This window comes from Microbulbifer sp. YPW1, assembly GCF_013367775.1.
Classification (GTDB): Bacteria; Pseudomonadota; Gammaproteobacteria; order Pseudomonadales; family Cellvibrionaceae; genus Microbulbifer.
In genome coordinates this window covers 3,175,276-3,199,029 of record NZ_CP055157.1, presented here as the reverse complement: position 1 = coordinate 3,199,029, position 23,754 = coordinate 3,175,276, and the positions used below count along the sequence as shown (strand labels likewise).

The following is a 23,754-nucleotide window of genomic DNA, read 5'->3' as shown; positions in this document are numbered from 1 at the left end:
TGCAGTAAAGATGACGTTAGCCGGGAATGTCGACCTTCCCGGGGTAAATATACGGCCGAAAGCGAAAAAGGCGTTTTAGACACCGAACTCAACCCCAACAGCGTTTCGGGCTGGCGCAGAGGCCTCCGCAACAGGCGCGATCTACTACACTTAACGGGTCAGAGCAAGCCGATCGGTCACAAAGTTTCAGACGACATTGAAAGACGATTGGTCAGCGCGCAGGGGTTTGGGGTAAAATTGCCGCGCTTTTGACTCAAGCCTGCGCAAATAATAGACAGCAGGCTTTACACGCGGGTGGCAACGGAGCCGCCGCTCGCAGGAAATCGTGTTCTGGATGGGCTTGATGCCCCGGGTTTACTTAACCCAGAGCACCCCAAAATAAAGCAGAGAAAGGATTCGAGGGGAAAACCTATGATCATGAAAAGCCGACTGTTGCGATACAGCCGCCGCCTTCTCAAGGGGGCGGCACTGGCCTGTTGTGCTTCTTTATTGGTCGCCAGCAAGGCGCCTAGCCTGCTGGAACAGGTAAAGACTTCCGGCAAACTGGTGGTGCTGTCTCAGAACGGCCCCACCACCTACTACGAAGACGCCAACGGTAACTACACCGGATTCGAATACGGCATGCTGCGGGCATTCGCCCGGGAACTCGGGGTGAAGCTCGAAATCCGCGACGTGCACGACCTGAGCCACCTGTTCAACGAGCTGGAAAACCCGGAATCCGGCGCCCATCTGGCGGCAGCGGGTCTTACCGTTACCCCCGAACGCCGCCAGCAGGTGCGTTTCGCCCCCTCCTATTTCGAAATTCGCCAGCAGGTTATTTACCGCCTTGGCGAATCGCGCCCCCGCAGTGTGGCCGACCTGGCCGGTAAAAACATTGCAGTGATCGCCGGCAGTGCCCACGCCGAACAGCTGCGCAAGCTCTCACGCCGCTACGAAGACATCTCCTGGGAAGAAATTTCCGATGTCGACGCCATGGAACTGGTGGAGATGGTCAACGAGGGCAAATACCACTACGCCATTGTCGATTCCAACGCCTATGCGGTACACCGCGGCCTGTATCCGAATACGCATATCGCGTTCAACCTGACCCAGTTCCAGCCGGTTTCCTGGGCCTTCCCCAAGGGGGACGACGACACCCTGTACCGCGCCGCGCGGAACTTCATGCTGCGCGCAAACACCAGCGGCATGGTCGCGGAGCTGCGCGAACTCTATTTCGGCCACGTGAGCAAAATGAACGTGGGTGGTGCCCAGACCTTTGCCCAGCTCACCCGGGATCGCCTGCCGAAGTGGCGCGACGAGCTTGAGAAAGCCGCAGACAAATACGAAGTAAACTGGGAGCTGCTGGCGGCGCTCAGCTATCAGGAATCCCACTGGAATCCCCGCGCCAAGTCCCCCACCGGGGTACGCGGCCTGATGATGCTGACCCGCGCTACCGCCCGCGAAATGGGCGTCAACCGCCTCGATCCGATCGAAAGTATCGATGGCGGTACCCGCTACTTCCTGCAGGTGCGAGACAAGATTCCGGAGCGCATCCGTGAACCCGACCGCACCTGGATGGCCCTGGCAGCCTACAACATCGGCTACGGCCACCTGGAAGACGCCCGCGTTCTCACCCAGCAACTGGGCGGTAACCCGGACCGCTGGCAGGACGTGCGCGATCACCTGCCACTGCTGGCCAAGCGGCAGTACTACAAGAACCTGAAACACGGTTATGCGCGAGGCTGGGAGCCGGTCACCTACGTACAGAACATTCGCCACTACCAGGCGCTGCTGACCTGGACCAGCAGAATCGAAGAGCAGCGTCTGGCTGCAGCAGCGGCCAACGACGACGGCGAAGCCCTGGCTGACGCGCCGGTTGTCGAGACAGGGTCAGTCCCGGCACTGTAACTTTCCCCTCCCCCACATAGAAAACAGGCGGCCTGGGCCGCCTGTTTTCGTTTATCTGACCTCGCCCAAAGCGCGAAGCGCACCTAAACTCCTCCACCCACCGTGCAAGTCGCGAAATCCGCCCTATGCTTAATCCCAGTGGCCCAATCAATTTCGCGCCATTACAAGTACCTCAAGAGGAGCATTTATGTTTCGCCCTTTACTGATTGCAGCTCTACTGACGTCTTTCACCATCGCCGGCTGTAGCCGCCAGTCCGACACCAATGACCCGGACAAGGCGCCGGAAACAGAAACCGAGGTGATTGAAGAAATCACTGTGGATGAACCAGCGGATGACAGCGCTTCGTCACCCGAATCTGACAGCAGCTCGGGAGAAAGTCCCAATAGTGAGGGCCAGCTGATCTGCAATGCCGAGTGGTTCGAATGGGTCAACGGGCAGCTGGTGGAAAAGTACGGCGAGGCCATCGCCGAGCAGTATCCGGACGGCATGCCTTCCGTTGGCAGCCAGGAATGGTTTATGGCCGCAGATAAGCTGACCGGTGGTGACGGCGCCCATGGCCCCGACGGCGGCAGTGACGAGTGGTGCTTCATGATGCAACAGCGCCTCGGCACCGGAGACTGACCGGCTTTGCAATACGGAGTAAACCCTGGATGAAGAACATCAAGAACTCGCTCCTTGCCGTAACCCTGGGCAGCATTGCCACTGTCGCCGCGGCCCAGGCTAGTGAGAGCGATGAAATGCCACCCCCGGGCGCCATGGCGCTCTCGGCCATCGTCACCAAGCTGGAGCAGCAGGGCTATGTGCCGGTGGTGGACGTTTCCCTGGAGAACGGGCGCTGGGAAGTGGAGGCATACAAAGAAGGCAAGAAATGGGATCTGGAAGTAGACCCCAACAGCGGCGAGATCCTGGAAGTAAAGCAGGACGAGAGCTGATCCCACGGGCTGCTACTGAACGATCTGTAGCAACTGCTCGGCCCTGGCCCGGTCCTCAGCGTCCCGGAGCACAGTGAATACCACCGCAGAGGCTTCCTCTCCGAAAAGGGGCAAGCCCTTGCGGTGGTGTTTCCGCGACACCTTGGCGGTTAAAGACGGATCTCCACCGCGCTGGCACCCGGCTTCAGCGTGAAACTTTCGGTCTTGCCATCGCGGGTAAGGTTCAGGGTATTTACCTGATCGCCCTCAATCTCCATCAGCATGGACTGGCGCACCACAAACAACTTGCCCTGCACCTCTTTGAGCGGAACCTCCTGGTAAACCCAGACATCGTGCACGTCGGCCTCCATCCCCACCCACGTGGGCTTCACCAGCACCCCCGCCTCGGACTTCAGCTGAAAATGCTGATTCACATAAGACGCCATCTGCTTCTGTGCATCCTTCATTTCCTTGTCGGCACTCAGTGACAGCGCACGCTCCATATCCGCGACAAAAAAGCGGTGGGAAATTTCCAGGGACTGGGTGCGTTCGTTTACGGAAAGCTCGGTGATACCGAAATGGTAGCGGTGCGCGTGAGCCTGAGAGGCCAACGTCACGAGCAAAACGATAAAACAATATACGAAAGAGTTAGGCTTGTTGAATCGCATAGGGATTCCAGTGTGAAGATAAAGAGAGAAGTGTAAGAAAACTCGGCAGGCAACCACAGAAGTACGCGCAAAGGTTGCGATCCCGCCACCCAAGCAACTCGAAGGGTGGCGGTCGCACGAAAACTATTTCGGTATCAGGGCGATCAATCTTCCTTGAGTTTTTCGCCCCAGTCCTTCATCAGGTTGCGGGACTTCTCGTCCTTGAACAGCTCCAGACGCGATTTGATGATACGACGCGGGTAGTAATTGTTTTCTACATCGGTGTCCGCCGTTTCCCAGTGCGGATCCAGGGTCACAGACTTCAGGACCTTGTCTTTGCCGCGCACCAGCATCTTCGAAGTCTTCAGCGCATTGCGCGTCCAGATCTCGGCCGGAATACGCAGCTCTTCACTGGAACCATCCTCGTAATCCAGCTGCAGGAACAGCGGCATCACCAGACCACCGATATTGCTGAAATCGAGCACATACACATTGCTCTCCACCTTCAGCAAATCCTTCTCCCAATCTTCCAGGCCATCCAGCATACCCTGGTAACTGTTGCGGTCCGCATTGGACACATCGAACTCATCGTGCTCGTTGTAAAAGTCAGACAGCTCCGGCTTGCCATCCACAATGCGGGTCATGCGCTGAGCGCGGTTTTTCTGCACAGTGACCGTCTCCGGCTCCTGTTCAAACTGCTTGCGTTTCCAAGGCCCCTCGATATCCGGGTTCTTGGTGCCCACCGTGTAGTGCCTCACCGCATCCAGGCTGATATCCACGTGGTCGGTGGTGTAGAACCAACCGCGCCAGAACCAGTCCAAATCCATACCGGAAGCATCTTCCATGGTGCGGAAGAAGTCCGCCGGCATCGGGCGCTTGAACTTCCAGCGCTCGGCGTACTCGCGGAACGCAAAGTCAAACAGCTCGCGGCCCATAACGGATTCGCGCAGGATATTCAGCGCGGTGGCCGGCTTGCCATAGGCGTTGTTGCCGAACTGCAGAATGGATTCCGAGTTGGTCATGATCGGAACCTGGTTCTCGCTCTTCATGTACTCGACAATCTTGCGCGCATCGCCGCGACGGGACGGGTACTTTTCTTCCCACTCCTGCTCGGCCAGGAACTGTACGTAAGTGTTCAGACCTTCATCCATCCAGGTCCACTGACGCTCATCGGAGTTGATGATCATCGGGTAATAATTATGACCGACCTCGTGAATGATCACCGAGATGAGGCCGTACTTGGTGCGACGGGAATAGGTGCGCTTGCTGCGGTCCTCTTCATCGATTTCCGGACGCGGACCATTGAAGGTGATCATCGGGTATTCCATACCGCCCACCGGTCCATTCACGGAAATGGAGGTGGGGTACGGGTAATCGAAGCTGTAGCGGTTGTAGACATCCATGGTGTGGATGATCGCTTCAGTCGAGTACTTGTCCCACAAGGGAGTGCCCTCTTCCGGGTAGAAAGACATGGCCATGGTATCGGTGCCGCCTTTCTTGTAGCCCTGTGCATCCCACAGGAACTTGCGCGAGGAGGCCCAGGCGAAATCACGCACGTTTTCCGCTTCGAACACCCAGGTCTTGCGACCGCTCGCACGATCTTTCTCGTTTTCCAGTGCCTCTTCCTTGGTCACGATCATCACCGGCTTTTTCGCGGTGCGCGCTTTGTCCAGGCGCTTGCGCTGTTCGCGGGTGAGTACGTCGGCGGGGTTCTGCAGTACACCGGTGGACGCCACGATATGGTCCGCCGGCACTTCGATGGCTACCCGGTAGTCGCCAAATTCCAGTGCAAACTCACCGCGGCCGAGAAACTGCTTGTTCTGCCAGCCGCTCACATCGTTGTAGGCGGCCATGCGCGGGAACCACTGGGCGATCTCGTACAGGTAATTGCCGTCGCGCTCGAAGTACTCGTAGCCGGAACGGCCACCCAGCGCCTTCTGCTCGATGATGTTGTATTCCCAGTCCACGCGGAAGCTCACGCTTTCCCCGGACTTCAGCGGCTGCGGCAGGTCGATGCGCATGCCGGTATCAACAATGGTATGACGCAGGTCGCGGCCCCGGGCATCGGCCACCTTGGTAATCTGGTAACCACCGTCAAACTCCGCAGAAACCACTTCGCGGCGGAAGCTGCCGAACGGAATGGTGTCCGGGGCGATGGACTGCACGTCTACAGGCGCCGCCAGGTTGCCGGAAGAGTTGGGCTTGAAGCGGTTCTGGTCCAGCTGCAGCCACAGGTAGCGCAGGGTATCCGGGGAGTTGTTCTTGTAGGTGATGGTTTCGGACGCACTGATACGCTGCTTGTCGTCGTCCAGGGAGACCTTGATGTCGTAGTCTGCCTGCTGCTGCCAGTAGGCGTGGCCCGGCGCACCGGAGGCGGCACGGTAGATATTCGGGGTGGGCAGGAGCTCTTCCAGCTGGCGGAACTTGTCGCCGGTAACGTTGAGCGGGTCAGCGGCGAGGGCCCCGGTGCTGCCAGCAAAGCCGAGCAGGACCGCGCCGAAGCGACGAAAAAGGGAATGCAGAGTCATGATTGGCGCCATTTCTCACTTATAATGATAAATAGCGCGCCATTTTAGCAGTTCCCCGGTGACCGGCGATTCCGTGCCGTCAGGGCCACCGCAGCCAAGACTCCATTCACCGCATCTGCCAACGCAGCTCTCAACGTCTCCGCCGGCAGCACAAAAACCCCTTGGACCCGGTCGTCCCGCACCCTATCAATCTTCTGATAAAGGCAATTTGGGGAAAGCCATGCCGTTTGCCACGTCCGGACATCGCACAAGCCTGACCGTGAAAACCTTATCGTTCACCTTCTTGGTGGTGCTGAACGCAGGCGCTTACGCCCAGCAACCGGGGCCGTTCAGCGCCAATGACTTCCAGTTTTCTGGACCATCGCCCGGTCAGATACCACCCCATCTGTACGGTCCTGACCTGGATGGCGGCACGCCGTCGGAGATTGCCCTCAGCGCCGGCGCGGTACGACTGCGTTTACAGAGGCTCGGCTTCCACTCCTTCTCGAATATGTATTTCCGCAATGGTTACTGGAATGTGGTGGCATACCACGGGCAGAAAAAACGCCAGCTCACCGTACACCCGGAATCCGGCAAACTGCGCTCGGACCGTCCCTACTGCAACAACCGCTGCAATCGCTACCAGATCGCAGACGAGTTCTGAGCGTCCTTTTAGTTCTCACTGGCCAGGGCAAACAGCAGTTCACTGAACGCGCTGTTAGCGGCCAGTGATGCAGACTCCTCCATGGTGTGATAGCCAGTGGTGGGAATCTGCAACGTGGTGCCCTGCACAAAACCAGATGAGGCCGCGGCAATTCGCCCCAACTCGGTACTGCCCAGCGACTGGGGCTCAAGACCTTCTGCCAGCGCTTTCCGGTTCTGCGCCTCGATATACGTATCTTTGAAGCTGTACGAAATTCCCTTCGATTCGCACAAGGCAGCCAGCCCCTCGGTGGTTACCCGATGAAACTCCGCATTGGCGTCCCGCCGCCGCAGCACCACCTGCTGGGCGTCGGCGCTGGTGCGATCGGGATAGGGACTGGTGTCCACCACAATAAGTTTCTCGGTACCGCCGTTGAAGCGACGGAACCACTCCAGCAGATAGCGCCAGCTGCTGCCAGACTCCTCCTGCGCGGTAAAAAATGCGGTGCCCTGGAAGCCGAGACTGTACAGGTGCACCAGGTGTGCTGCGGTGAGCACGTTATCCAGTTGCGCACTTAAAATGCCGTCACTGATTTTCAGGCGATCGGTAAACGCCACCGGAGTGCCGGCGACGACGTGCTCCAACCCGGCCACTTCAAAAATCAGGTTGTTGCGGTAACTGCACACATAGGCCCGCCGGATTTCACCGGAGCCAAAATAGGAACCCGACCAGGGCTCGTAGGCGGTTACGGGAACGCCCTGAAACCGATCGACAATTTTCGTCATCAGCTTTTCCGATACGGAGTTACCCAGCAGGTCTGAACGGCGACCGGAAACAAACGCGGCGTACTGGAACTCGTTGGGACCGGTACAGATCAGACCGTGACGATCGATATGTGCGGAAAATTTGGCACTGTGCGGGCGCCGCCCCTGAGCAACCAGCAACCCTTCGTACCAGGTCACCTGGGCGCCGCGCTCTTCCAGTTCCCGTTGCAATACCCGGAAAAAGGAATGTTCGGCTCCCACGACGCTGGGGCTGCGCACCAGTAGTTTGAGGAGATCGATAAACTGTTCGGACTGTTGCATTGGGCACGGACTCCACGCGATCAGGAGAAGGTAGATTTGCTCGCAGGCCCCAAGAAGCCAGGGGCAATTCGCGCGAGTATATCCAGCAAATTCGGCCGGTTGCGACCGTTATTTACGGTTATTTCAACGTCCGTTGCAGAAATTCCGCCACCTTTTCAGCGGAAGGGGTAAACCAGGGCTCAAACAGCCAGTAAGGGTGCGGAGAGTCGTCGTGGGTCATCACCTCGGTGGGGATATCGGCGGCCGCGAGCTTTTCAATATAGGCGTCGCGCCCGGCGTGAAAGCGCGGCAGACTGCTGTTGATAAACAGCGTGGGCGGCGAGCCCACACCGGCATATTCCAGCGGTGAAGCCTGTCTCCAAAGCTCCGGCACCTCCTGATAGCGTCCACCAAACCAGGCACCCGCCGCTGACGGGTTCTTGTGTGGCGCATTTTCATACTTCAGTGCCATTGGTGTAGTGAAGCTAACGATGCCATCCAGGTTTACGATCGCCTGGATTCGGTCCAGGCCGCTGGATTCGGCAGTTTCAAATACCTCCATTCCCGGGGCCACCCCCACCAGGGTGGCCATCTGGGCACCGGAAGACGCGCCCAAAATCGCAACGCGCTGCGGGTCGATGCCGTATTCGTCCGCGTGATTGCGCAGCCATCCCAAGGCCGCTTTGACATCCTGCACCCCTGCCGGGTAACGGGCCTCCACTGACAGGCGGTACTCTACCGTGGCCGTTACGAAACCGCGGTTCGCGAGGTAAATCGCCATGGGCTCCTGCAGTGTCTGGTTGCCCGAGCGCCAGCCGCCACCGTGCACCAGCAAGACGGCCGGGCGCCGCGCGTCAGCCCCGGCAGACTCGGGACGGAAAATATCCAGATGCAGAGTGCGCTCACCCAGCTGGCGATAGACCACGCCCCTCTGCACCACGGTAGATGGATCGGGTACCACATTGGCAATGCTGATCCGGGGATAGGTCTTGCGGGCCTTGTTAAAGGCGGCGTGAAGATTGAATGAATCGTCCACCGGATAACCGGCTGCGGACTGCACTGAGGATGGTAGCAATAGCAGTATTCCGACCAGGGTGATTACCGGCAGTGCCAACCAGCGCAGTGCCTGTTTCCAGCACAGCTGGCTGCCGTTGTGATAACGATAGATCTTGTGCGACATAGGTATTCCTACGTGTCTTCTCTCTTTATTCGTATTCGTTGCTAAACAGGACATTTGGCGCAACCGGCCTGCCAACATGGAGGTAAACAGACCGCCTCGCAATTTTGGACTTACCACTTCTTATGGAAACCGATACTAACACAGTGAAAACCAACAGATATCGGGTTTTAACACACGAAAACTGGTAATACCACGGAGCCCGGACGAGCTTTATTTCGACCAACCAGTAACCCATAAAAATCAAGAAATGAAGAGGCTCCCATGGCGTACCGCCCCCAGAATCTTGCGCAGAGCGTGCTCAGCAACCTTGGTTTGGCACTGCGGGTATGCGGCCTGTTGCCCGCCCCCCCCTTTGTTGACCACCGCTTTGCCTGACACCCGGCTACTTAAAGGCCCGCTTCACACAGCGATATAAAGCAAGTTACGTCAGTTTTCGGCTTTACCCGCCAAAAGGCATCAGTCACCCGCCACTCTCGGGTACCGCTGCTAATATTGGGCCGCGCGGCGCCTTTTTTGTGGAAAACCAGACGGGAACACCATGACGCTTTCCGACCGTCGCCTGTTGATCGAACTCGGCGCGGTTCTGATCATCAAGCTCATTCTGATCACCCTGATCAAAATCTATTTCTTCTCTCCGCCCCCGGAGCGTGCAGCGCCTGACCCGGCTCGCTTTTTTCCTGAAATCCGGCCGGACATTGAACCCGACGAAGATGCACCCGTGCCAGCTTCGCACTCCGCCGAATCAGGTCACCAAGACAAGGAGCGTTAAGTGATCGATGAAACCGTAGTGGATCTGTCCCGCCTGCAGTTCGCGCTGACAGCCCTGTACCACTTTCTGTTTGTACCACTGACGCTTGGCCTGTCGTTTATTCTCGCGATCATGGAGTCCTGTTATGTACTGACGGGCAAGGCCATCTACAAGGACATGACCAAGTTCTGGGGCAAGCTGTTCGGGATCAACTTCGCCCTGGGGGTCACCACCGGCCTGACACTCGAATTCCAGTTCGGCACCAACTGGAGTTATTACTCCCACTATGTCGGCGATATTTTTGGTGTGCCCCTGGCCATCGAGGGCTTGATGGCATTTTTCCTCGAGTCGACGTTTATCGGCCTTTTCTTCTTCGGTTGGGACAGATTGAGCAAGGTGCAGCACCTGACCTGCACCTGGTTGGTGGCCATCGGCTCCAACTTGTCGGCATTGTGGATTCTGATTGCCAATGGCTGGATGCAGTATCCGATCGGTGCGGAATTCAATTTCGAAACCATGCGTATGGAGCTGTCCAGCTTCAGCGATGTGCTGTTCAATCCGGTGGCGCAGGTCAAGTTTGTACATACGGTAGCCGCAGGTTACGTGACCGGCGCCATGTTTGTGCTCAGCGTGTCTTCCTACTATTTGCTGAGGAAAAGGGATATTCCCTTCGCACGGCGCTCCTTTGCGATCGCCTCCAGTTTTGGCCTGGCGTCGATTCTTTCTGTGATCGTGCTCGGGGATGAAAGCGGCTACACCGTCGGCGACATACAGAAGGTCAAGTTGGCAGCCATCGAGGCCGAATGGGAAACCCAGGAGCCCCCAGCCTCGTTTACCCTGATTGCCTTCCCCAATCAGGAGGGAAAGAAAAACAGCTTCCAGATCCAGATCCCCTGGGCACTGGGACTGATTGCCACCCGCTCCCTCGACGAGGAGGTGACGGGTTTTGATCGCATCATTCCGGAAAACGAACAACGTATCCGCCGGGGTATTCAGGCCTATGACCTGCTACAGAAACTGCGCGCCGGGGACACCAGCCAGGAAACCCGCAACGCCTTTGCCGACATGCAGTACGACCTCGGGTACGGCCTGTTGCTGAAACGCTATACAGAAAACATCACCGACGCCACCGAAGAACAGATCAAGCAGGCAGCGGAGCACTCCATTCCCCGGGTAGCCCCCCTGTTCTGGACCTTCCGGATTATGGTCGGGGCCGGGTTTATCATGCTGTTCGTGTTTACCGCCGCCTTCATCCAGTCAGCGCGCCACCGCAGCGCCGGTAATCGCGCAGTGCTTTACGCCTGCCTATGGTCCCTACCGCTACCGTGGATCGCGGCGGAGTGCGGCTGGATTGTGGCCGAGTACGGTCGCCAGCCCTGGTCCATCGCCGAAGTGCTTCCCACCTATATGTCCGCCTCCTCCATTACCCGCGGGGAGGTGCTCGGCAGCCTGACCGCCATTATCGCTTTCTATACCGCGCTGGCCGTGGCCGAGGTATACCTGATGCTGCGCTTCACCCGACTCGGGCCATCCAGCCTCGGGACCGGCAAATACCATTTTGAGCTGTCGGCGAATAAACCCGGGGCCCAGGCCTGAACCAGAGAGGAGACGCGCTATGGATTATGAAACGCTGAAACTGATCTGGTGGGCCCTGATCGGCGTGCTACTGATCGGCTTTGCGCTGACAGACGGCTTCGATATGGGCGTGGGGATGTTGCTCCGGGTAATCGGTAAAACCGACATGGACCGGCGCATCATGATCAATACCGTCGGCCCACACTGGGAGGGAAACCAGGTGTGGTTCGTTACCGCAGGCGGCGCCATCTTTGCCGCCTGGCCGATGGTCTATGCCGCCGCCTTTTCCGGACTGTACGCTGCGCTGATGATCACCCTGTGCGCGCTGTTCTTCAGGCCTGTGGGCTTCGACTACCGCTCAAAAATTGACGACCCGCGCTGGCGCAACCTGTGGGACTGGGGACTGACCATCGGCGGCGTAGTGCCACCACTGATTTTCGGCGTGGCGTTCGGCAACCTGATGCTCGGGCTGCCGTTTGAGCTGGACGACCTGCTGCGCCCCAGCTACCACGGCTCGTTCTGGACGCTGCTCCATCCCTTTGCCCTGATCTGCGGGCTGCTGTCGGTCGCCATGCTCGCCATGCACGGTGGAGCCTGGCTGCAACTGAAAACCCGCGGCCTGTTGCATTTCCGCGCACAGCAGGCCACCCAGCTCTCCGCCCTCGCCGTTATCGGATTGTTTGTGCTGGCGGGGATCTGGCTATTGGTGGGTATCGATGGCATGCACATCGTGGACATCAAACCCCTCGGCGATAAACTCAATCCGCTGATGAAAACCGTCGCATACGGCAATGATGGCTGGCAGGCGAATTACAGTGCACACCCGCTGCTGTGGGCCATTCCGCTGCTGGGTATATTGATGGCCGCAGCCACCTGGCTGTTCGCGCGCGCGGAAAGCGCGCTCGTGTTCCTGTCGAGCTCCCTGGCAGTGACCAGCGTGATTCTCACCGCGGGTATCGCCCTGTTTCCATTCGTGTTGCCCTCATCCCGGGATCCCAACATGAGCCTCACACTGTGGGACGCGACTTCCAGCGAGCTGACCCTCGGGCTGATGTTTGCCGCCGCTGTCATTTTTGTGCCGATCATTCTGCTGTACACCCTGTGGTGCTATCGCAAAATGTTCGGCCGAGTGACCAAGGAATATATCGAAGACAACTCCCACAGTAGCTACTGACTCAGGAGAATAGGGTTATGTGGTATTTCACATGGATTCTCGGCGTGCTACTCGCCTGTCTGTTCGGTGTGGTCAACGCGCTATGGCTGGAAGTCACCGAGAATATGGACAGGAACGAGACCGAGTTTGATGAGTAACTGCGCGCCGGAGCCTCGGTCGTTACGACGAGAAGGCGCTAAAGTCAATTGGATGAAAGCACTCAGGATCACCACATTCGTGGCCGCCCTGCTGACCAGCCTGCTGCTCACATTCTGGCCGGTGCTGCTGTACAAAAATGGCCAGGCACCAAGCACCGAGCAAACCAGCCTGCTTTTGGTGGGGTTGTGTGTGGGCGTGGTTTACGGCTCGGGAATATTGAAAAATACACCGCGCAGCTGGCAACTGGTCTGCGCGGTGGTTGCATGGGCATCACTACTGGCGATTGCCTGGCTCGCTCTACCGGCCTAATCACCGCAGTATCCAGGCCGGTTTCGCCAGGCTTCAGGGCAGCTTGCGCTCTTCCCCCTCATCCTGGTCTTTTGCCTCGCTGTCGCCGGGCTTGATATCCGTTGTGGGGGAATCCAGGTGCCCGGCTTCATCGCTCTGGGTCGATTCCACGATTGGCGCTCGCCGCAGAATCAGGAATCCAGCCACCCCGGCAATCACCGAGGCCAACAGCACGCCCGCCTTCGCCTGGATCAACATCTCGTTTTCCCCGGCAAATGCCAGCTCGGCAATAAAGATCGACATGGTGAAACCGATCCCCCCCAGCAACGCCACACCCACGATGTGATGGAAAGTTGCCGATTTGGGCAGCTCGCCCAATCCCAGCTTCCAGCCGATCCAGGTTGCACCGGCAATCCCGATCAACTTACCGAACACCAGGCCGCAGATAACCCCCAGCGTAAGCGGGTTCAGCACCGCAGACGCACTGGTAAAGCTATCGATCGGAATCCCGGCATTGGCGAGGGCAAAAATGGGCACCACGATAAATGCCACAGGCGTATGCAGACGGGTCTCCATACGCTGCAGCGGCGATTGCACCAGGTGTATGCCATTGTCGAGTGCCGTCACCCGGGCGCGCAGGGCGTCGTTAGCAATGATCTTGTCACCGGGACGGAAACAGCGGTCAAAGCTGCGAATGATGTCTTTCACAAAGGTACTGAACGCCACCGGGTCATACTTGGGGCGCGCGGGAATGGCCATGGCGGTAATCACCCCGGCGAGGGTCGCGTGTACCCCCGTTACGTAGAGCGCATACCACAGCAGTATCCCCACGAAGATGTATCCCGCGGAGCGGCGCACACCGGCGAACTTCAGCAGCCACATCACCGCAACCAGCGCGCAGGCAGCCATCAGTGCGTTGGTGTTCACGCTCTCGGTATACCAGATGGCAATCACCAGAATCGCACCCAGGTCATCCACAATGGCCAGGGCCACCAGGAAGGTCACCACAGCGCGCGGTACCCGATTGCCGAGGATAGCGATACAGCCCACCGCAAATGCAATGTCCGTGGCCATCGGAATACCCCAGCCACGCTCTGACGGCGTGCCGCCGTTCATCATGTAAAAAATCAGCGCCGGCACGACCATACCGCCGATAGCCGCCATAACCGGCAGCACCGCGTGCTTCAGCTCCGAAAGCTCCCCAACGAGGAACTCCCGCTTCAGTTCCAGCCCCACCAGCAGAAAGAAGATGGCCATCAGGCCGTCGTTGATCCAGTGGTGGAAGCTCATCGAAAGCGACCACTCACCGAAGTTGTAGCTGACCGGCAGGTGAAGAATATGCTTGTACCATTCCTGCCAGGGAGAGTTCGCAATCACCAGAGCGATCACCGCACACGCCATCAGCAGGAGGCCACTGCTGCTCTGGCGATGGATGAACTCTTCGAATGGCGTAACGAGGCGGCCGAATGCGTTCTCCAACGGGGCCTCAAAGACCTTGCCCTTGCGCACCCTGAATTTACTCAGCACATTTTTTGCCATCTAACGCCAACTCCTGTTATTCGGTTCCGGAATGAATAGGGATTCTAACTGAGACTTTTCCGTTTGAGGGGCAGAGGTTAGCATGGCAGCCGAATCTTCCTCCAATCCCGGTGCTCCCCATAATATAGTGAGTACAACGCATGATCCGTCTCGACCTCCTCCTCGTCCAGCAACAGCTCGCCAGCTCGCGCACCCACGCCCGCAAACTGATCGATGCCGGCCGGGTCTCTCTGTCAGACGGTCACAGCTGGCGCCCGGCCAGCAAGGCCAGCCAAACAGTGAGCGAGGAAACCCAGATCCAGGTCGAACCGCTGCCCGAGGACCAGTATGCATCCCGCGCCGGCCTCAAGCTGGCGGGTATTCTCGACCACACCGGGCTCAACCCCGCCGGATGGCACGCGCTGGACGTCGGCTGTTCCACCGGTGGTTTCAGCGACTGCCTGCTGCAACGGGGCGCCGAACTCGTGGTCGGCGTGGATGTCGGACACGACCAGCTGGCGGAATCCCTGCGTGAAAACCCGCGCATGCACTTGTTCGAGGGCCTCAACGCACGCCACATCACCGCCGAGCAGATTGCACCCTATGCAGATCACGGCTTCGATGCCGTGGTAATGGATGTTTCTTTTATCTCCCAGACCCTGATACTGCCGCAGTTGCCGCCACTGATGAAGACCGGCGGTCACTTGCTGAGCCTGGTGAAACCCCAGTTTGAGGTGGGCCCCGAGGGCCTCGGTAAAGGCGGACTGGTACGTGACCCAGCCCTTTACCAGGGGGTTCAGGAAAGAATTTACGCGCTGTGCGAGGAACTGGATCTTCAGGTGCGCAGCTACATGGAAAGCCCAATCACCGGCGGCGACGGCAACAGGGAATTTTTGCTGTGGGCGCAAAAGGCCGCCTGACGCCGGCAAGGACCAATTACGCCACGCCCGGAGAGGTGACTGGGGAAGAAAGAGACTAAGGAAGAATGGTTTCCAGCTTCGCCTTGAAACCGGACTTGGCAACCTCTGTCGGAGAGGTGCGACGAGCCGGGCGGAGAACCAGGTTACCCTGGCAATTGGGACACTCGTGCTTTAACTCTTCCGTACACTCAGGACAGAAAGTGCACTCATAGGAACAGATAAAGGCCTGGGCAGAAAGGCCGAGCTTCGCACTGCACCGCTCGCAGGTGGCTTTCATCTTCAGCATTGTGATCCTTCTTAACTTACTCTTTGTACATCTTGCGGATCTGGCGGCGCGTTCGGCCCGCAGCGACAAATGCCGCCGGGGCCAGACAAGCTGCAAAGCAATGTTGAGCGAAGAAGGGCCCTAACTACTGCGACGCTTATTCTGCGTCGAGTTGCTTGTCAGTACGCGCAGCCATAATGAAATCATTCTTGTGCAGGCCACCGGCCTCATGGCTCCACCAGGTCACGGTTACCTTACCCCACTCCGTCAGCAGCGCGGGGTGATGGCCCACTTCTTCGGCAATTTCGCCGACGCGGTTAGTGAACGCTAGCGCCTGCTTGAAGTTGCGGAACTTGAACACACGTTCAAGTTGCATCACACCGTCCCGGGCTACCGGGGTCCAATCGGGGATTTCCCGCATCAGTTCGGCCAGTTCCTCATCGGACACCAATGGCGCATCAGCTCTGCAGGCCTCACATGCCTGTGCTGCGAGTTCTGTCATACCAGACTCCTAAGACAAAAATACAAAATTGTTTGAATCGATTCGCGGCACTCGGCCACAAATTCTTGTTTTGCCACTTTAGCCGCCGCCCCAATGTGAGACAAGGCGACCTGGTTCACACAAAATAAATGTCGCATCAACGGATAACTATAAGTTGACTGTGCTAGTTTTTGAGCAGATTCCGTGAAAAATTCGAGACCGCTTATGAAACGCCTGATGACAGCCATACTTGTGACCGCCGCCCTGGCCGGGTGTGGGGACAAAAGCGCACAGCCGGCGCCCCCCGCGGAAGAGCGCGATGCCAACGCGCCCACAAGTGATGTGACCGACAGCAGCAGCCAGGTCCAAAGCAAGCCCCGGAACAAGGACGAAAGAAAGCTCTCCGCGGACGAACTCGAATTCCAGCATCTGAGCAACCAGATGATCGAGCGTATGTGGCACCTGTTCCCCTCCTGGGCCATCAACAACGGCTACTACGCGGTAGCCGAGCGACTGGAAGCTCCGGACAAAAACTACCGTCAGAAAGTGCTCAGCTTCGCGCGCAACTACCGTAACCAGTTCTCTCGCTTCAATAACAAGGACTTGAGTGAAAACGCCCGCACCGACCTGGCGCTGATCAATAACTTCCTGGACAAGACAATCTGGGATCTGACGGTATTCAAGTCTCACGAATGGAATCCGGCCAAATACAATGTCTCTCATGGCTTCGCCCTGATACTCAATACCGACTACGCCCCTCTAGATAAGCGACTGCGCGCCTTCAGCAATCGGATGCAACTAGTACCGGCATACTATGCCGCAGCCGAAAAATCGCTGCGGAACCCTGCGTCACCGCAATTGATATTGGCCATAGAGCAAAACGAGGGCGCTCGATCAGTGTTCGGTGAAGAACTTGAAAAAAAAGTAGCAGAGAGCGGGCTTTCCAAACAGGAAAAGGAGATGTTCCTGACCCGACTCGAGGCTACCCGCCAGGCAATTACCGAATATGTCACCATGCTGCAGACACTCTACGCCTCAATGGAGAAGGCGGACAGCTTTCACAATTTCCGAATCGGCGAAAAACTGTATGAAGAGAAATTCGGCTACGAAATCCAGATAGGCATGACCGCTAAAGAGCTATACCAGCGGGCGCTGCGAGAAAAAGACCGCCTGCATTTGAAGATGGACGATCTGGCCGACAAACTGTGGCCAAAGTATTTCACCGGTGAAAAGCGGCCAGACGATATTCTCGAGAAAATCGCACGGGTACTAGAAAAGCTCTCGCAACACCACGCTACCAAGGAGAATTTCAAAGCCGCGGTGGAAGCACAGATTCCCGAGCTTGTAGCCTTTGTAAATGAAAAAGATCTACTGACGTTGGACCCCAGCAAGCCCCTCGTAGTACGCACCACCCCGCCCTACATGCGCGGTTTCGCTGTGGCCTCGATCAATGCGCCGGGCCCTTACGACAAAGACGCAAATACTTACTACAACGTGATGCCGGTGGAAGAGCTCCCAGATGACCGCGCAGAGAGCTTCCTGCGCGAGTACAACACCTACCTGATGCAGATACTGAATATCCACGAGGCCATTCCGGGACACTACACCCAGCTGATTTACGCCAACCAATCTCCCAGCCTGATCAAGAATATTCTTGGCAATGGCGCGATGATCGAGGGCTGGGCAGTGTATACCGAGCGTATGATGCTGGAGGCAGGTTACGGCGATTTCTCACCGGAACTGTGGATGATGTACTACAAGTGGAACCTGCGGACGGTGGTCAACACGCTTCTCGACTATTCGATCCAGGTTAAGGGTATTACCGAACAGCAGGCGATGGATCTGATGATGAAGCAGGCCTTTCAGCAGAAAACCGAAGCCATGGGGAAATGGCGCCGCGCCACCCTCAGCCAGGTCCAGCTCACCAGCTACTTTGCCGGGTACATGGACATCATGGCGCTGCGAGACGAAATAAAAGAAAAGCTCGGCGACCGGTTTAACCTCAAGCAGTTTCACGAAAAATTCCTGAGTTATGGAAATGCCCCGGTTCCGGTAATTCGCGAGCTGATGCTGGCCGAGATAGAAAAAAATTGACGAGGCACACACATAGACACGAAACATCTTCGTATCGATAGCGTAAATTTTCACCTGAAGCTGGGTGAGTTGGGAGCGCAGTCAACAACATAGTAAACAAGCCAATGCCCAAACGCGGCCTGCCCTCTTTCGATGCCGCGATCAACCGATAGCGCAGCCGACTCATTGAGTTCACTCCCCCTACCGTCTATACCTAATGCTAAACCTGCGCGGAATTTAACTCAGGAGGCAGAAATGTACGCCACCCCACCGGGCCAATCATGCCTGAGACGACTGCTAACTTTGGCAGCGCTGCTGTTCGTCATCGTGCGGCCATCATATCTAGCAGCTGCAGACTATTTGCCAGGAAAGGTCGTACGCGCCGACCTTTTAACAACCAATCTCAATACTGCCGCCAATTTTTATAGCGCGGTGTTCGGGTGGCAGCTCCGGCGTAACGATCCAGAGGGTTATATCGATGCCTATATTCGTGGTGAGCCAGTCGCAACGCTAGCGACATACACCGGTGCGCGGGCGCCCCAGGATGGCTCAATTTGGTTACCCTCTATCTCCGTCGTCGATGTCGACGCCGCCGTCAAAGCAGCAAAGCTCAACGGTGGCAAGGTTGTAGAGCCGTCACAGCGATTACCTGGCATAGGACGTGCGGCAGTGATCGAGGACCCGAACGGCGCCGTGGTGATGCTGTTACGCAATGACAACGGCGATCCTGCTGATAGCCGTGCTCGCTACAACGAATGGCTGTGGCCGGAATTGTGGACGGAGCGCCCCGATAGTACCGCAAAGTTCTACAACAAAGTGGTCGGTTACAACGCAGTCTCTCGTAAAGGACAACAGGGGCAGGATTACAGAATCCTCGGCCGGGATGGTACTGCGCGGGCCAGTATACTGCGCACGCCACTCGCCGACGTCGAATCGAATTGGCTACTGTATATGAAAGTCAAAAGTGTTCGCGCGACAGCCCGTGCCGTGGTGAAAAATGGCGGCAGAATCCTCGTTCCTCCGATGAAAGGGGACTTAAATGCCGATATCGCCATCGTGGCCGACCCAACAGGCGGCGTATTTGCGATTCAAGCGGGAGGCGAGTAACCATGATTGCATTCAAGAGAATACTGGCCTTTGCTGCGACTGCTGCCATCATCGCCCCGCTCGCACTCAGCAGCGGCTGCGCCGGCAGCAGCGGCAATCAAAGCAGCAGTACTAATGTAAGAAACACACAAGCAGCGCGTGGCGGAACAGGCTACAGGAGCCATTACTACGGCCACGCATGGCGCCCGTGGATCGGCTTTCGTCGCCCGGTGATTGTAGTACCACCCGGTGGTGGCAGCGGCGGCGGTGGTATTGGTCGCGAAGTTGATCCGGACTGGGGGGTAGAAGCACCAAGAATGCCGGAAGCCGTAACCCTACCCTCCACGCCCGACATGGGAATGCCCGATCTCGGTGGAGATATGGGTATGGGCATGGATCTGGGAGGCTTTGACCTCTAAAAATCTTAACTTAATTTCCGTGGCGCATTGCATTGTTATGCATTTTACGGGAATTGTGCCTGGACGAACGCCCCCAATTCTAGAAGCCCACTGTATCCCCTGGATTCAGTGTCGTACTCTGGCGTACCTATTCGAACTTTTAGCCATTGATACCTCGAAGTTTCCAACTCCCAAGTCATGCCGTCTTCCACTCGGACATCATCTTTAATACGAAAAGTAAGTGCATCATCTAAAAGTTTAAGTAGCTTTTTATACGTGTCGTCAGTTAGCTCAATGTGAGATTCACTTTTCACATTGCTCCATTTTTGGAAGCTGCCTTCAAAAACCCTTTTAGCGAGATTTTTTTTGCCGTCATAGGTTACCAACGTATAAACCGCCGAATCGGCGAAAGAGGGAGAAATAGTTAATTCAAGCTCCCTGCCAAATTCATACCGCGCCTCGAAACTCGGAGATGATGCTACCGAAAATGAAAGTACGGAAAAAATTATGAAAATAACTAGTTTATTCATAGCTCCGATGCATAACGCCCAGCGCAGGCGCAGCCAGCGCGGAGCGCATTTTGTGTTAATGTTTGAGCGCCAGCGAGTAACACAAAAGGTGCGTAGCGTTGGCTGTCGCTCTGCCTCTGCTTGTATGGTGTACATGCTCTCTCAAACGGGCAAAATTGAGGCCCACCTCTGGCTGCAACCAGAGGCCTTTTATGCGGTAGTTCGATGCCTGTCTGGCTCCTCTGTCGAGAGACCGTTAACAAGTGGGAACGCCGCATAAACTCAAAGTAACAACTCGAATAGTCATCAGGGCCTCGAGCTCGTATTGCAAGCAAGAGTTAACTTACCAATGAACCACTCACAAGACAATGAAGTCAATGTCGGCATAGATACCGGCAAGACCCAGCTCGATATTTATATACGCCCTCTTGGCGAATACTTTGCTGTCAGCAACGATGCGAAAGGTGTTCGCGAAGCTATTAAGCGCATCAAAGCACATCAGCCAACGCGCATCGTTATTGAAGCCACTGGCCGCCTGGAGCATACCTTCGTGTTCGCTGCTGCAAAACATAATCTACCTGTAGTTGTCGCCAATCCTCTTCATGTACGGCGGTTTGCTGGAGCCATTGGGCAGCTCGCGAAAACAGACAAGATCGATGCTCAGCTGATCGCCCACTTTGGCGAGAGCATCAAGCCTACTCAAACAGCTGTGGCGCCGGAAAATGACAGAAAAATCAGTGACTTACTCGTTCGCCGGCGACAGTTGATGGAGATGCAGACGATGGAAAAGAACCGTCTATCCATCATGCCCAAAGAGCTGCGCACCAGCATTAACACCATGCTGAAAACGATCAAAGCGCAGATCGATAAGATAGATGCTGCCCTTGATGGCATGATTGCCCAAGCTGATGACTGGAAAGAGAAAAATGAAATTCTCCAAAGTGTGCCCGGAGTGGGCAAAGTCATGGCTTACACGTTACTTAGCGACCTTCCAGAACTCGGCACCCTGAATAACAAAGAGATCGCGGCACTTGTCGGGGTGGCGCCGATCAACCGAGAGAGCGGCCGCTACCAGGGCCTTCGCCGAATACGCGGTGGACGCCATCAAATACGCACAGTTATGTTCATGGCGATGATGTCGACCATCCAATGCAATAAGAAATTCAAAGACCACTATGAGCGGCTCAGAGCAGCCGGCAAACGGCCGAAGGTTGCTCTGGTGGCATGCATGCGCAAGATGATTGTTATCCTCAACAGCATGGTACGAAATGGTACTGCCTGGGAGGGAAACATGGCCTAAGCGGTTGACTCAGAGCCATAGTCACTTGTTATGCATGATGCAGCTCCTGAAGCCTTTCAAAGACCGGATCCAGCCTCCTATTTTTTAGAATTTGCTCCCAAGATCCATCACAAAATCTTTCAGACCTGGCCGCGGCAGTTAAGGCCCACTTAATTTCTTCTGTGGTCGCGTTTTCTATTGACCCTAGAATCCCGCTAATCTCTTTTGGCTGATATTCATATGCAACCCAAGGGGGAGACTGCAACAATTTCATGAAATTTGAAATTTCTTCCGGATAAATAGGGTATCCATCACTACGAGAGATCTCATGAACCGCTGAAACTGCTGCTTGATAGCTCAACACCAATTTCCATATGTCTTCAATTTTCACTATCTCAGCATTCCTTTGCATAACAGTTTTATTCATAAGCCATAGGCTTTTGTTCATCTGACTTGTTTGCACTGGCGCCAAAAGCATCATAAACAAACAATTTGCTTATCAGTCAGATAGTTAAGTGCGTATATATTTTTTGCGCTCAAAACAAAAGAAGCCTGTGGCTTTTGTTCTTATTTCTCGATTGGCTTGTTTGTTTTTTCTGACCCTTTGGAAATCAGTAAGTTAGCGTATCCGGTTAGATGCACACAAGCCGTAGGCTTCTGATCAAGGCATTGACTGCACAAAAAGCAGTCAAAACATTGGCGGCGACAACCATCCAACATCTCTCCAGACACAAAAAAAGCCAGCCCCAAAACTGGGACTGGCTTTTCTAAGGTCTTTGAAAAGAAGCGGACTTACACCGCGCCCTCTTCAATCTTGTGCTTCCAGATCACCGGACCGGTGTTGTGTACCGACTCACCATTGCTGTCCACAGCAACGGTTACCGGCATGTCTTCCACCTCGAACTCGTAGATGGCTTCCATACCCAGTTCCGGGAAGGCGATGACTTTGGCATCTTTGATTGCCTGTGCAACAAGATACGCTGCACCGCCCACGGCCATCAGGTATACCGCTTTGTTATCGCGGATGGCTTCGATCGCGGTCGGGCCGCGCTCGGCTTTACCGATCATGCCCAGCAAGCCGGTTTCTTCCAGCATGGTGCGGGTGAACTTGTCCATGCGAGTAGCAGTGGTGGGGCCGGCAGGGCCAACCACTTCTTCGCGTACCGGATCCACCGGGCCCACGTAGTAGATAAAGCGGCCGGTCAGGTCCACGGGCAGTTTTTCGCCCTTGGCCAGGATATCTACCATCTTCTTGTGTGCGGCGTCGCGACCGGTCAGCATTTTGCCGTTCAACAGCAGGGTATCGCCCGGCTGCCAGCTCAGCACGTCTTCCGCGGTCACTTCGTCCAGGTTTACTCGACGGGTGTTACCGCCCGCTTCGCGGGTGATTTCCGGCCAGTCTTCCAGCTTCGGCGGGGTCTGGCGCGCAGCGCCGGAACCGTCGAGGGTGAAGTGGGTGTGACGGGTAGCGGCACAGTTGGGGATGATGGCCACGGCCTTGTTGGCAGCGTGGGTCGGGAAGTCTTTGACCTTAACGTCCAGTACGGTAGTGAGGCCGCCCAGCCCCTGGGCGCCGATGCCCAGCTTGTTCACTTTGTCGAACAGTTCCAGGCGCAGCTCTTCGGCGCGGTTGGATGCACCGCGCTCCTGCAGATCCTGGATATCGATCGGGTCCAGCAGAGATTCCTTCGCCAGCAACATGGCCTTCTCGGCGGTGCCGCCGACACCGATCCCCAGCATGCCGGGCGGACACCAGCCGGCGCCCATCTTCGGCACCATATCCAGCACCCAGTCCACGACAGAGTCGGACGGGTTCAGCATGGCAAACTTGCTCTTGGCCTCGCTGCCGCCCCCTTTGGCCGCCACGTATACATCCACGGTATCACCGGGCACGATTTCGTAGTGGATAACCGCCGGGGTGTTGTCGCCGGTGTTTTTGCGGGCACCGTCCGGATCTTCCAGGATGGAGGCTCGCAGGACGTTGTCCGGATTGTTGTAAGCGCGGCGGACGCCTTCGTTGACCATGTCGGTCACGCTCATCTCCGCGTCCCACTGAACATTCATGCCAACTTTCAGTTTCACGGTCACAATACCGGTGTCCTGACAGATGGGGCGATGGCCCTGGGCACACATGCGGGAGTTGATCAGGATCTGGGCCATGGCGTCTTTCGCCGCCGGGTTGGCTTCCTTCTCATAGGCCTGGTTGAGGGCCTGGATAAAATCCTGCGGGTGGTAATAAGAAATGAACTGCAGCGCGTCGGCCACGCTGTCGATCAGGTCGTCCTGGCGGATAATCGTCATTGCCGGCTCCGGTTGTCGTCTCGTCTCGAAGGCGGCGATTTTACACGAATTATCTGCGGGTGTTTGATTAGGCGAAGCAAGGAAAGGGAGAAAAAATCGGCACAGACAGTGCAGATGAAAATGAGAATGGTTAGCGACGAGCGATATCGCCGCTAACCACT

The 23,754-nt window shown here is 56.5% G+C and carries 24 protein-coding genes; 14 read left to right on the top strand and 10 right to left on the bottom strand.

All coding sequences use genetic code 11. The features are described from left to right. Window positions 1–417: 417 nt before the first annotated feature. From mltF to HUW35_RS13055, 3 genes are all read left to right on the top strand, one after another. Window positions 418–1,887, top strand: a complete 1,470-nt coding sequence (mltF, locus tag HUW35_RS13065) for a membrane-bound lytic murein transglycosylase MltF (protein WP_255463286.1) — start codon at window positions 418–420, stop codon at window positions 1,885–1,887. Window positions 1,888–2,074: 187 nt separating this feature from the next. After that, window positions 2,075–2,509: a hypothetical protein gene (locus HUW35_RS13060; RefSeq protein ID WP_181252719.1), complete on the top strand. Its 435-nt coding sequence runs from the start codon at window positions 2,075–2,077 to the stop codon at window positions 2,507–2,509. A 29-nt stretch (window positions 2,510–2,538) separates the two neighbouring features. Then, complete coding sequence (locus HUW35_RS13055; RefSeq protein ID WP_181252718.1) at window positions 2,539–2,820, top strand: PepSY domain-containing protein; 282 nt, start codon at window positions 2,539–2,541, stop codon at window positions 2,818–2,820. Between the two features lie 149 nt (window positions 2,821–2,969). On the opposite strand, the gene HUW35_RS13050 is transcribed toward HUW35_RS13055, so the two are convergent. Both HUW35_RS13050 and HUW35_RS13045 read right to left on the bottom strand, forming a co-directional pair. Continuing rightward, entirely contained in the window at window positions 2,970–3,416 is a 447-nt protein-coding gene (locus HUW35_RS13050) for a DUF6702 family protein (protein WP_255463285.1), read from the bottom strand. Between the two features lie 194 nt (window positions 3,417–3,610). After that, window positions 3,611–5,974: a M1 family metallopeptidase gene (locus HUW35_RS13045; RefSeq protein ID WP_181252716.1), complete on the bottom strand. Its 2,364-nt coding sequence runs from the start codon at window positions 5,972–5,974 to the stop codon at window positions 3,611–3,613. A gap of 220 nt (window positions 5,975–6,194) precedes the next feature. Between HUW35_RS13045 and HUW35_RS13040 the strand changes: the two genes are divergently transcribed. Next, window positions 6,195–6,617, top strand: a complete 423-nt coding sequence (locus HUW35_RS13040) for a hypothetical protein (protein ID WP_181252715.1) — start codon at window positions 6,195–6,197, stop codon at window positions 6,615–6,617. Window positions 6,618–6,625: 8 nt separating this feature from the next. Here the strand turns inward: HUW35_RS13040 and HUW35_RS13035 are convergent, their stop codons facing one another. Then, window positions 6,626–7,681, bottom strand: a complete 1,056-nt coding sequence (locus tag HUW35_RS13035; protein ID WP_181252714.1) for a peptidase M42 — start codon at window positions 7,679–7,681, stop codon at window positions 6,626–6,628. Window positions 7,682–7,799: 118 nt separating this feature from the next. After that, window positions 7,800–8,840: an alpha/beta hydrolase gene (locus tag HUW35_RS13030; protein ID WP_181252713.1), complete on the bottom strand. Its 1,041-nt coding sequence runs from the start codon at window positions 8,838–8,840 to the stop codon at window positions 7,800–7,802. A 538-nt stretch (window positions 8,841–9,378) separates the two neighbouring features. Here HUW35_RS13030 and cydP point away from each other — a divergent pair. From cydP to HUW35_RS13005, 5 genes are read left to right on the top strand one after another with little or no spacing between them, the layout of a single operon-like run. Continuing rightward, window positions 9,379–9,609: a cytochrome oxidase putative small subunit CydP gene (gene cydP, locus HUW35_RS13025; protein WP_181252712.1), complete on the top strand. Its 231-nt coding sequence runs from the start codon at window positions 9,379–9,381 to the stop codon at window positions 9,607–9,609. Continuing rightward, a complete protein-coding gene (locus HUW35_RS13020; RefSeq protein WP_181252711.1) occupies window positions 9,610–11,184 on the top strand; it encodes a cytochrome ubiquinol oxidase subunit I in 1,575 nt (524 codons plus the stop codon). A 19-nt stretch (window positions 11,185–11,203) separates the two neighbouring features. Further along, the gene (gene cydB / locus HUW35_RS13015; protein WP_181252710.1) at window positions 11,204–12,337 is read left to right on the top strand and encodes a cytochrome d ubiquinol oxidase subunit II; all 1,134 of its coding nucleotides are present in this window, start codon (window positions 11,204–11,206) and stop codon (window positions 12,335–12,337) included. A gap of 17 nt (window positions 12,338–12,354) precedes the next feature. Further along, a complete protein-coding gene (cydX, locus tag HUW35_RS13010; RefSeq protein ID WP_181252709.1) occupies window positions 12,355–12,474 on the top strand; it encodes a cytochrome bd-I oxidase subunit CydX in 120 nt (39 codons plus the stop codon). 52 nt (window positions 12,475–12,526) lie between these two features. Then, a complete protein-coding gene (locus tag HUW35_RS13005; RefSeq protein ID WP_181252708.1) occupies window positions 12,527–12,784 on the top strand; it encodes a cyd operon YbgE family protein in 258 nt (85 codons plus the stop codon). A gap of 33 nt (window positions 12,785–12,817) precedes the next feature. Here HUW35_RS13005 and nhaA read toward each other — a convergent pair whose 3' ends face one another. Continuing rightward, a complete protein-coding gene (nhaA, locus tag HUW35_RS13000; protein WP_181252707.1) occupies window positions 12,818–14,302 on the bottom strand; it encodes a Na+/H+ antiporter NhaA in 1,485 nt (494 codons plus the stop codon). A 140-nt stretch (window positions 14,303–14,442) separates the two neighbouring features. Here nhaA and HUW35_RS12995 point away from each other — a divergent pair, with 140 nt between their 5' ends. After that, window positions 14,443–15,201 (top strand): TlyA family RNA methyltransferase, encoded by a 759-nt coding sequence (locus tag HUW35_RS12995; protein ID WP_181252706.1) that lies wholly within the window; start codon window positions 14,443–14,445, stop codon window positions 15,199–15,201. A gap of 55 nt (window positions 15,202–15,256) precedes the next feature. Here the strand turns inward: HUW35_RS12995 and HUW35_RS12990 are convergent, their stop codons facing one another. Together HUW35_RS12990 and HUW35_RS12985 are read right to left on the bottom strand one after the other, a co-directional pair. Further along, complete coding sequence (locus tag HUW35_RS12990) at window positions 15,257–15,487, bottom strand: DUF1272 domain-containing protein (RefSeq protein ID WP_181252705.1); 231 nt, start codon at window positions 15,485–15,487, stop codon at window positions 15,257–15,259. Between the two features lie 136 nt (window positions 15,488–15,623). After that, window positions 15,624–15,968 (bottom strand): 4a-hydroxytetrahydrobiopterin dehydratase, encoded by a 345-nt coding sequence (locus HUW35_RS12985; protein WP_181252704.1) that lies wholly within the window; start codon window positions 15,966–15,968, stop codon window positions 15,624–15,626. Between the two features lie 216 nt (window positions 15,969–16,184). Here HUW35_RS12985 and HUW35_RS12980 point away from each other — a divergent pair, with 216 nt between their 5' ends. The 3 genes from HUW35_RS12980 to HUW35_RS12970 all read left to right on the top strand — a co-directional run bounded on the left by HUW35_RS12980 (window position 16,185) and on the right by HUW35_RS12970 (window position 19,525). Next, on the top strand, window positions 16,185–18,041 hold the full coding sequence (locus HUW35_RS12980; protein WP_255463284.1) for a DUF885 domain-containing protein: 1,857 nt from the start codon (window positions 16,185–16,187) through the stop codon (window positions 18,039–18,041). Between the two features lie 234 nt (window positions 18,042–18,275). Beyond that, window positions 18,276–19,127 carry a VOC family protein gene (locus tag HUW35_RS12975; protein ID WP_181252702.1) on the top strand — a complete coding sequence of 284 codons (852 nt, stop codon included), beginning with the start codon at window positions 18,276–18,278 and terminating at the stop codon, window positions 19,125–19,127. Window positions 19,128–19,129: 2 nt separating this feature from the next. Beyond that, on the top strand, window positions 19,130–19,525 hold the full coding sequence (locus tag HUW35_RS12970) for a hypothetical protein (protein ID WP_181252701.1): 396 nt from the start codon (window positions 19,130–19,132) through the stop codon (window positions 19,523–19,525). Between the two features lie 44 nt (window positions 19,526–19,569). On the opposite strand, the gene HUW35_RS12965 is transcribed toward HUW35_RS12970, so the two are convergent. Then, the gene (locus tag HUW35_RS12965; RefSeq protein ID WP_181252700.1) at window positions 19,570–20,169 is read right to left on the bottom strand and encodes a hypothetical protein; all 600 of its coding nucleotides are present in this window, start codon (window positions 20,167–20,169) and stop codon (window positions 19,570–19,572) included. Between the two features lie 193 nt (window positions 20,170–20,362). Here HUW35_RS12965 and HUW35_RS12960 point away from each other — a divergent pair, with 193 nt between their 5' ends. Beyond that, entirely contained in the window at window positions 20,363–21,313 is a 951-nt protein-coding gene (locus HUW35_RS12960) for an IS110 family transposase (RefSeq protein ID WP_181252646.1), read from the top strand. A 28-nt stretch (window positions 21,314–21,341) separates the two neighbouring features. On the opposite strand, the gene HUW35_RS12955 is transcribed toward HUW35_RS12960, so the two are convergent. Further along, window positions 21,342–21,683 carry a DUF6508 domain-containing protein gene (locus tag HUW35_RS12955; RefSeq protein ID WP_181252699.1) on the bottom strand — a complete coding sequence of 114 codons (342 nt, stop codon included), beginning with the start codon at window positions 21,681–21,683 and terminating at the stop codon, window positions 21,342–21,344. A gap of 401 nt (window positions 21,684–22,084) precedes the next feature. Further along, a complete protein-coding gene (locus HUW35_RS12950) occupies window positions 22,085–23,593 on the bottom strand; it encodes a fumarate hydratase (protein ID WP_181252698.1) in 1,509 nt (502 codons plus the stop codon). Window positions 23,594–23,754 lie beyond the last annotated feature (161 nt).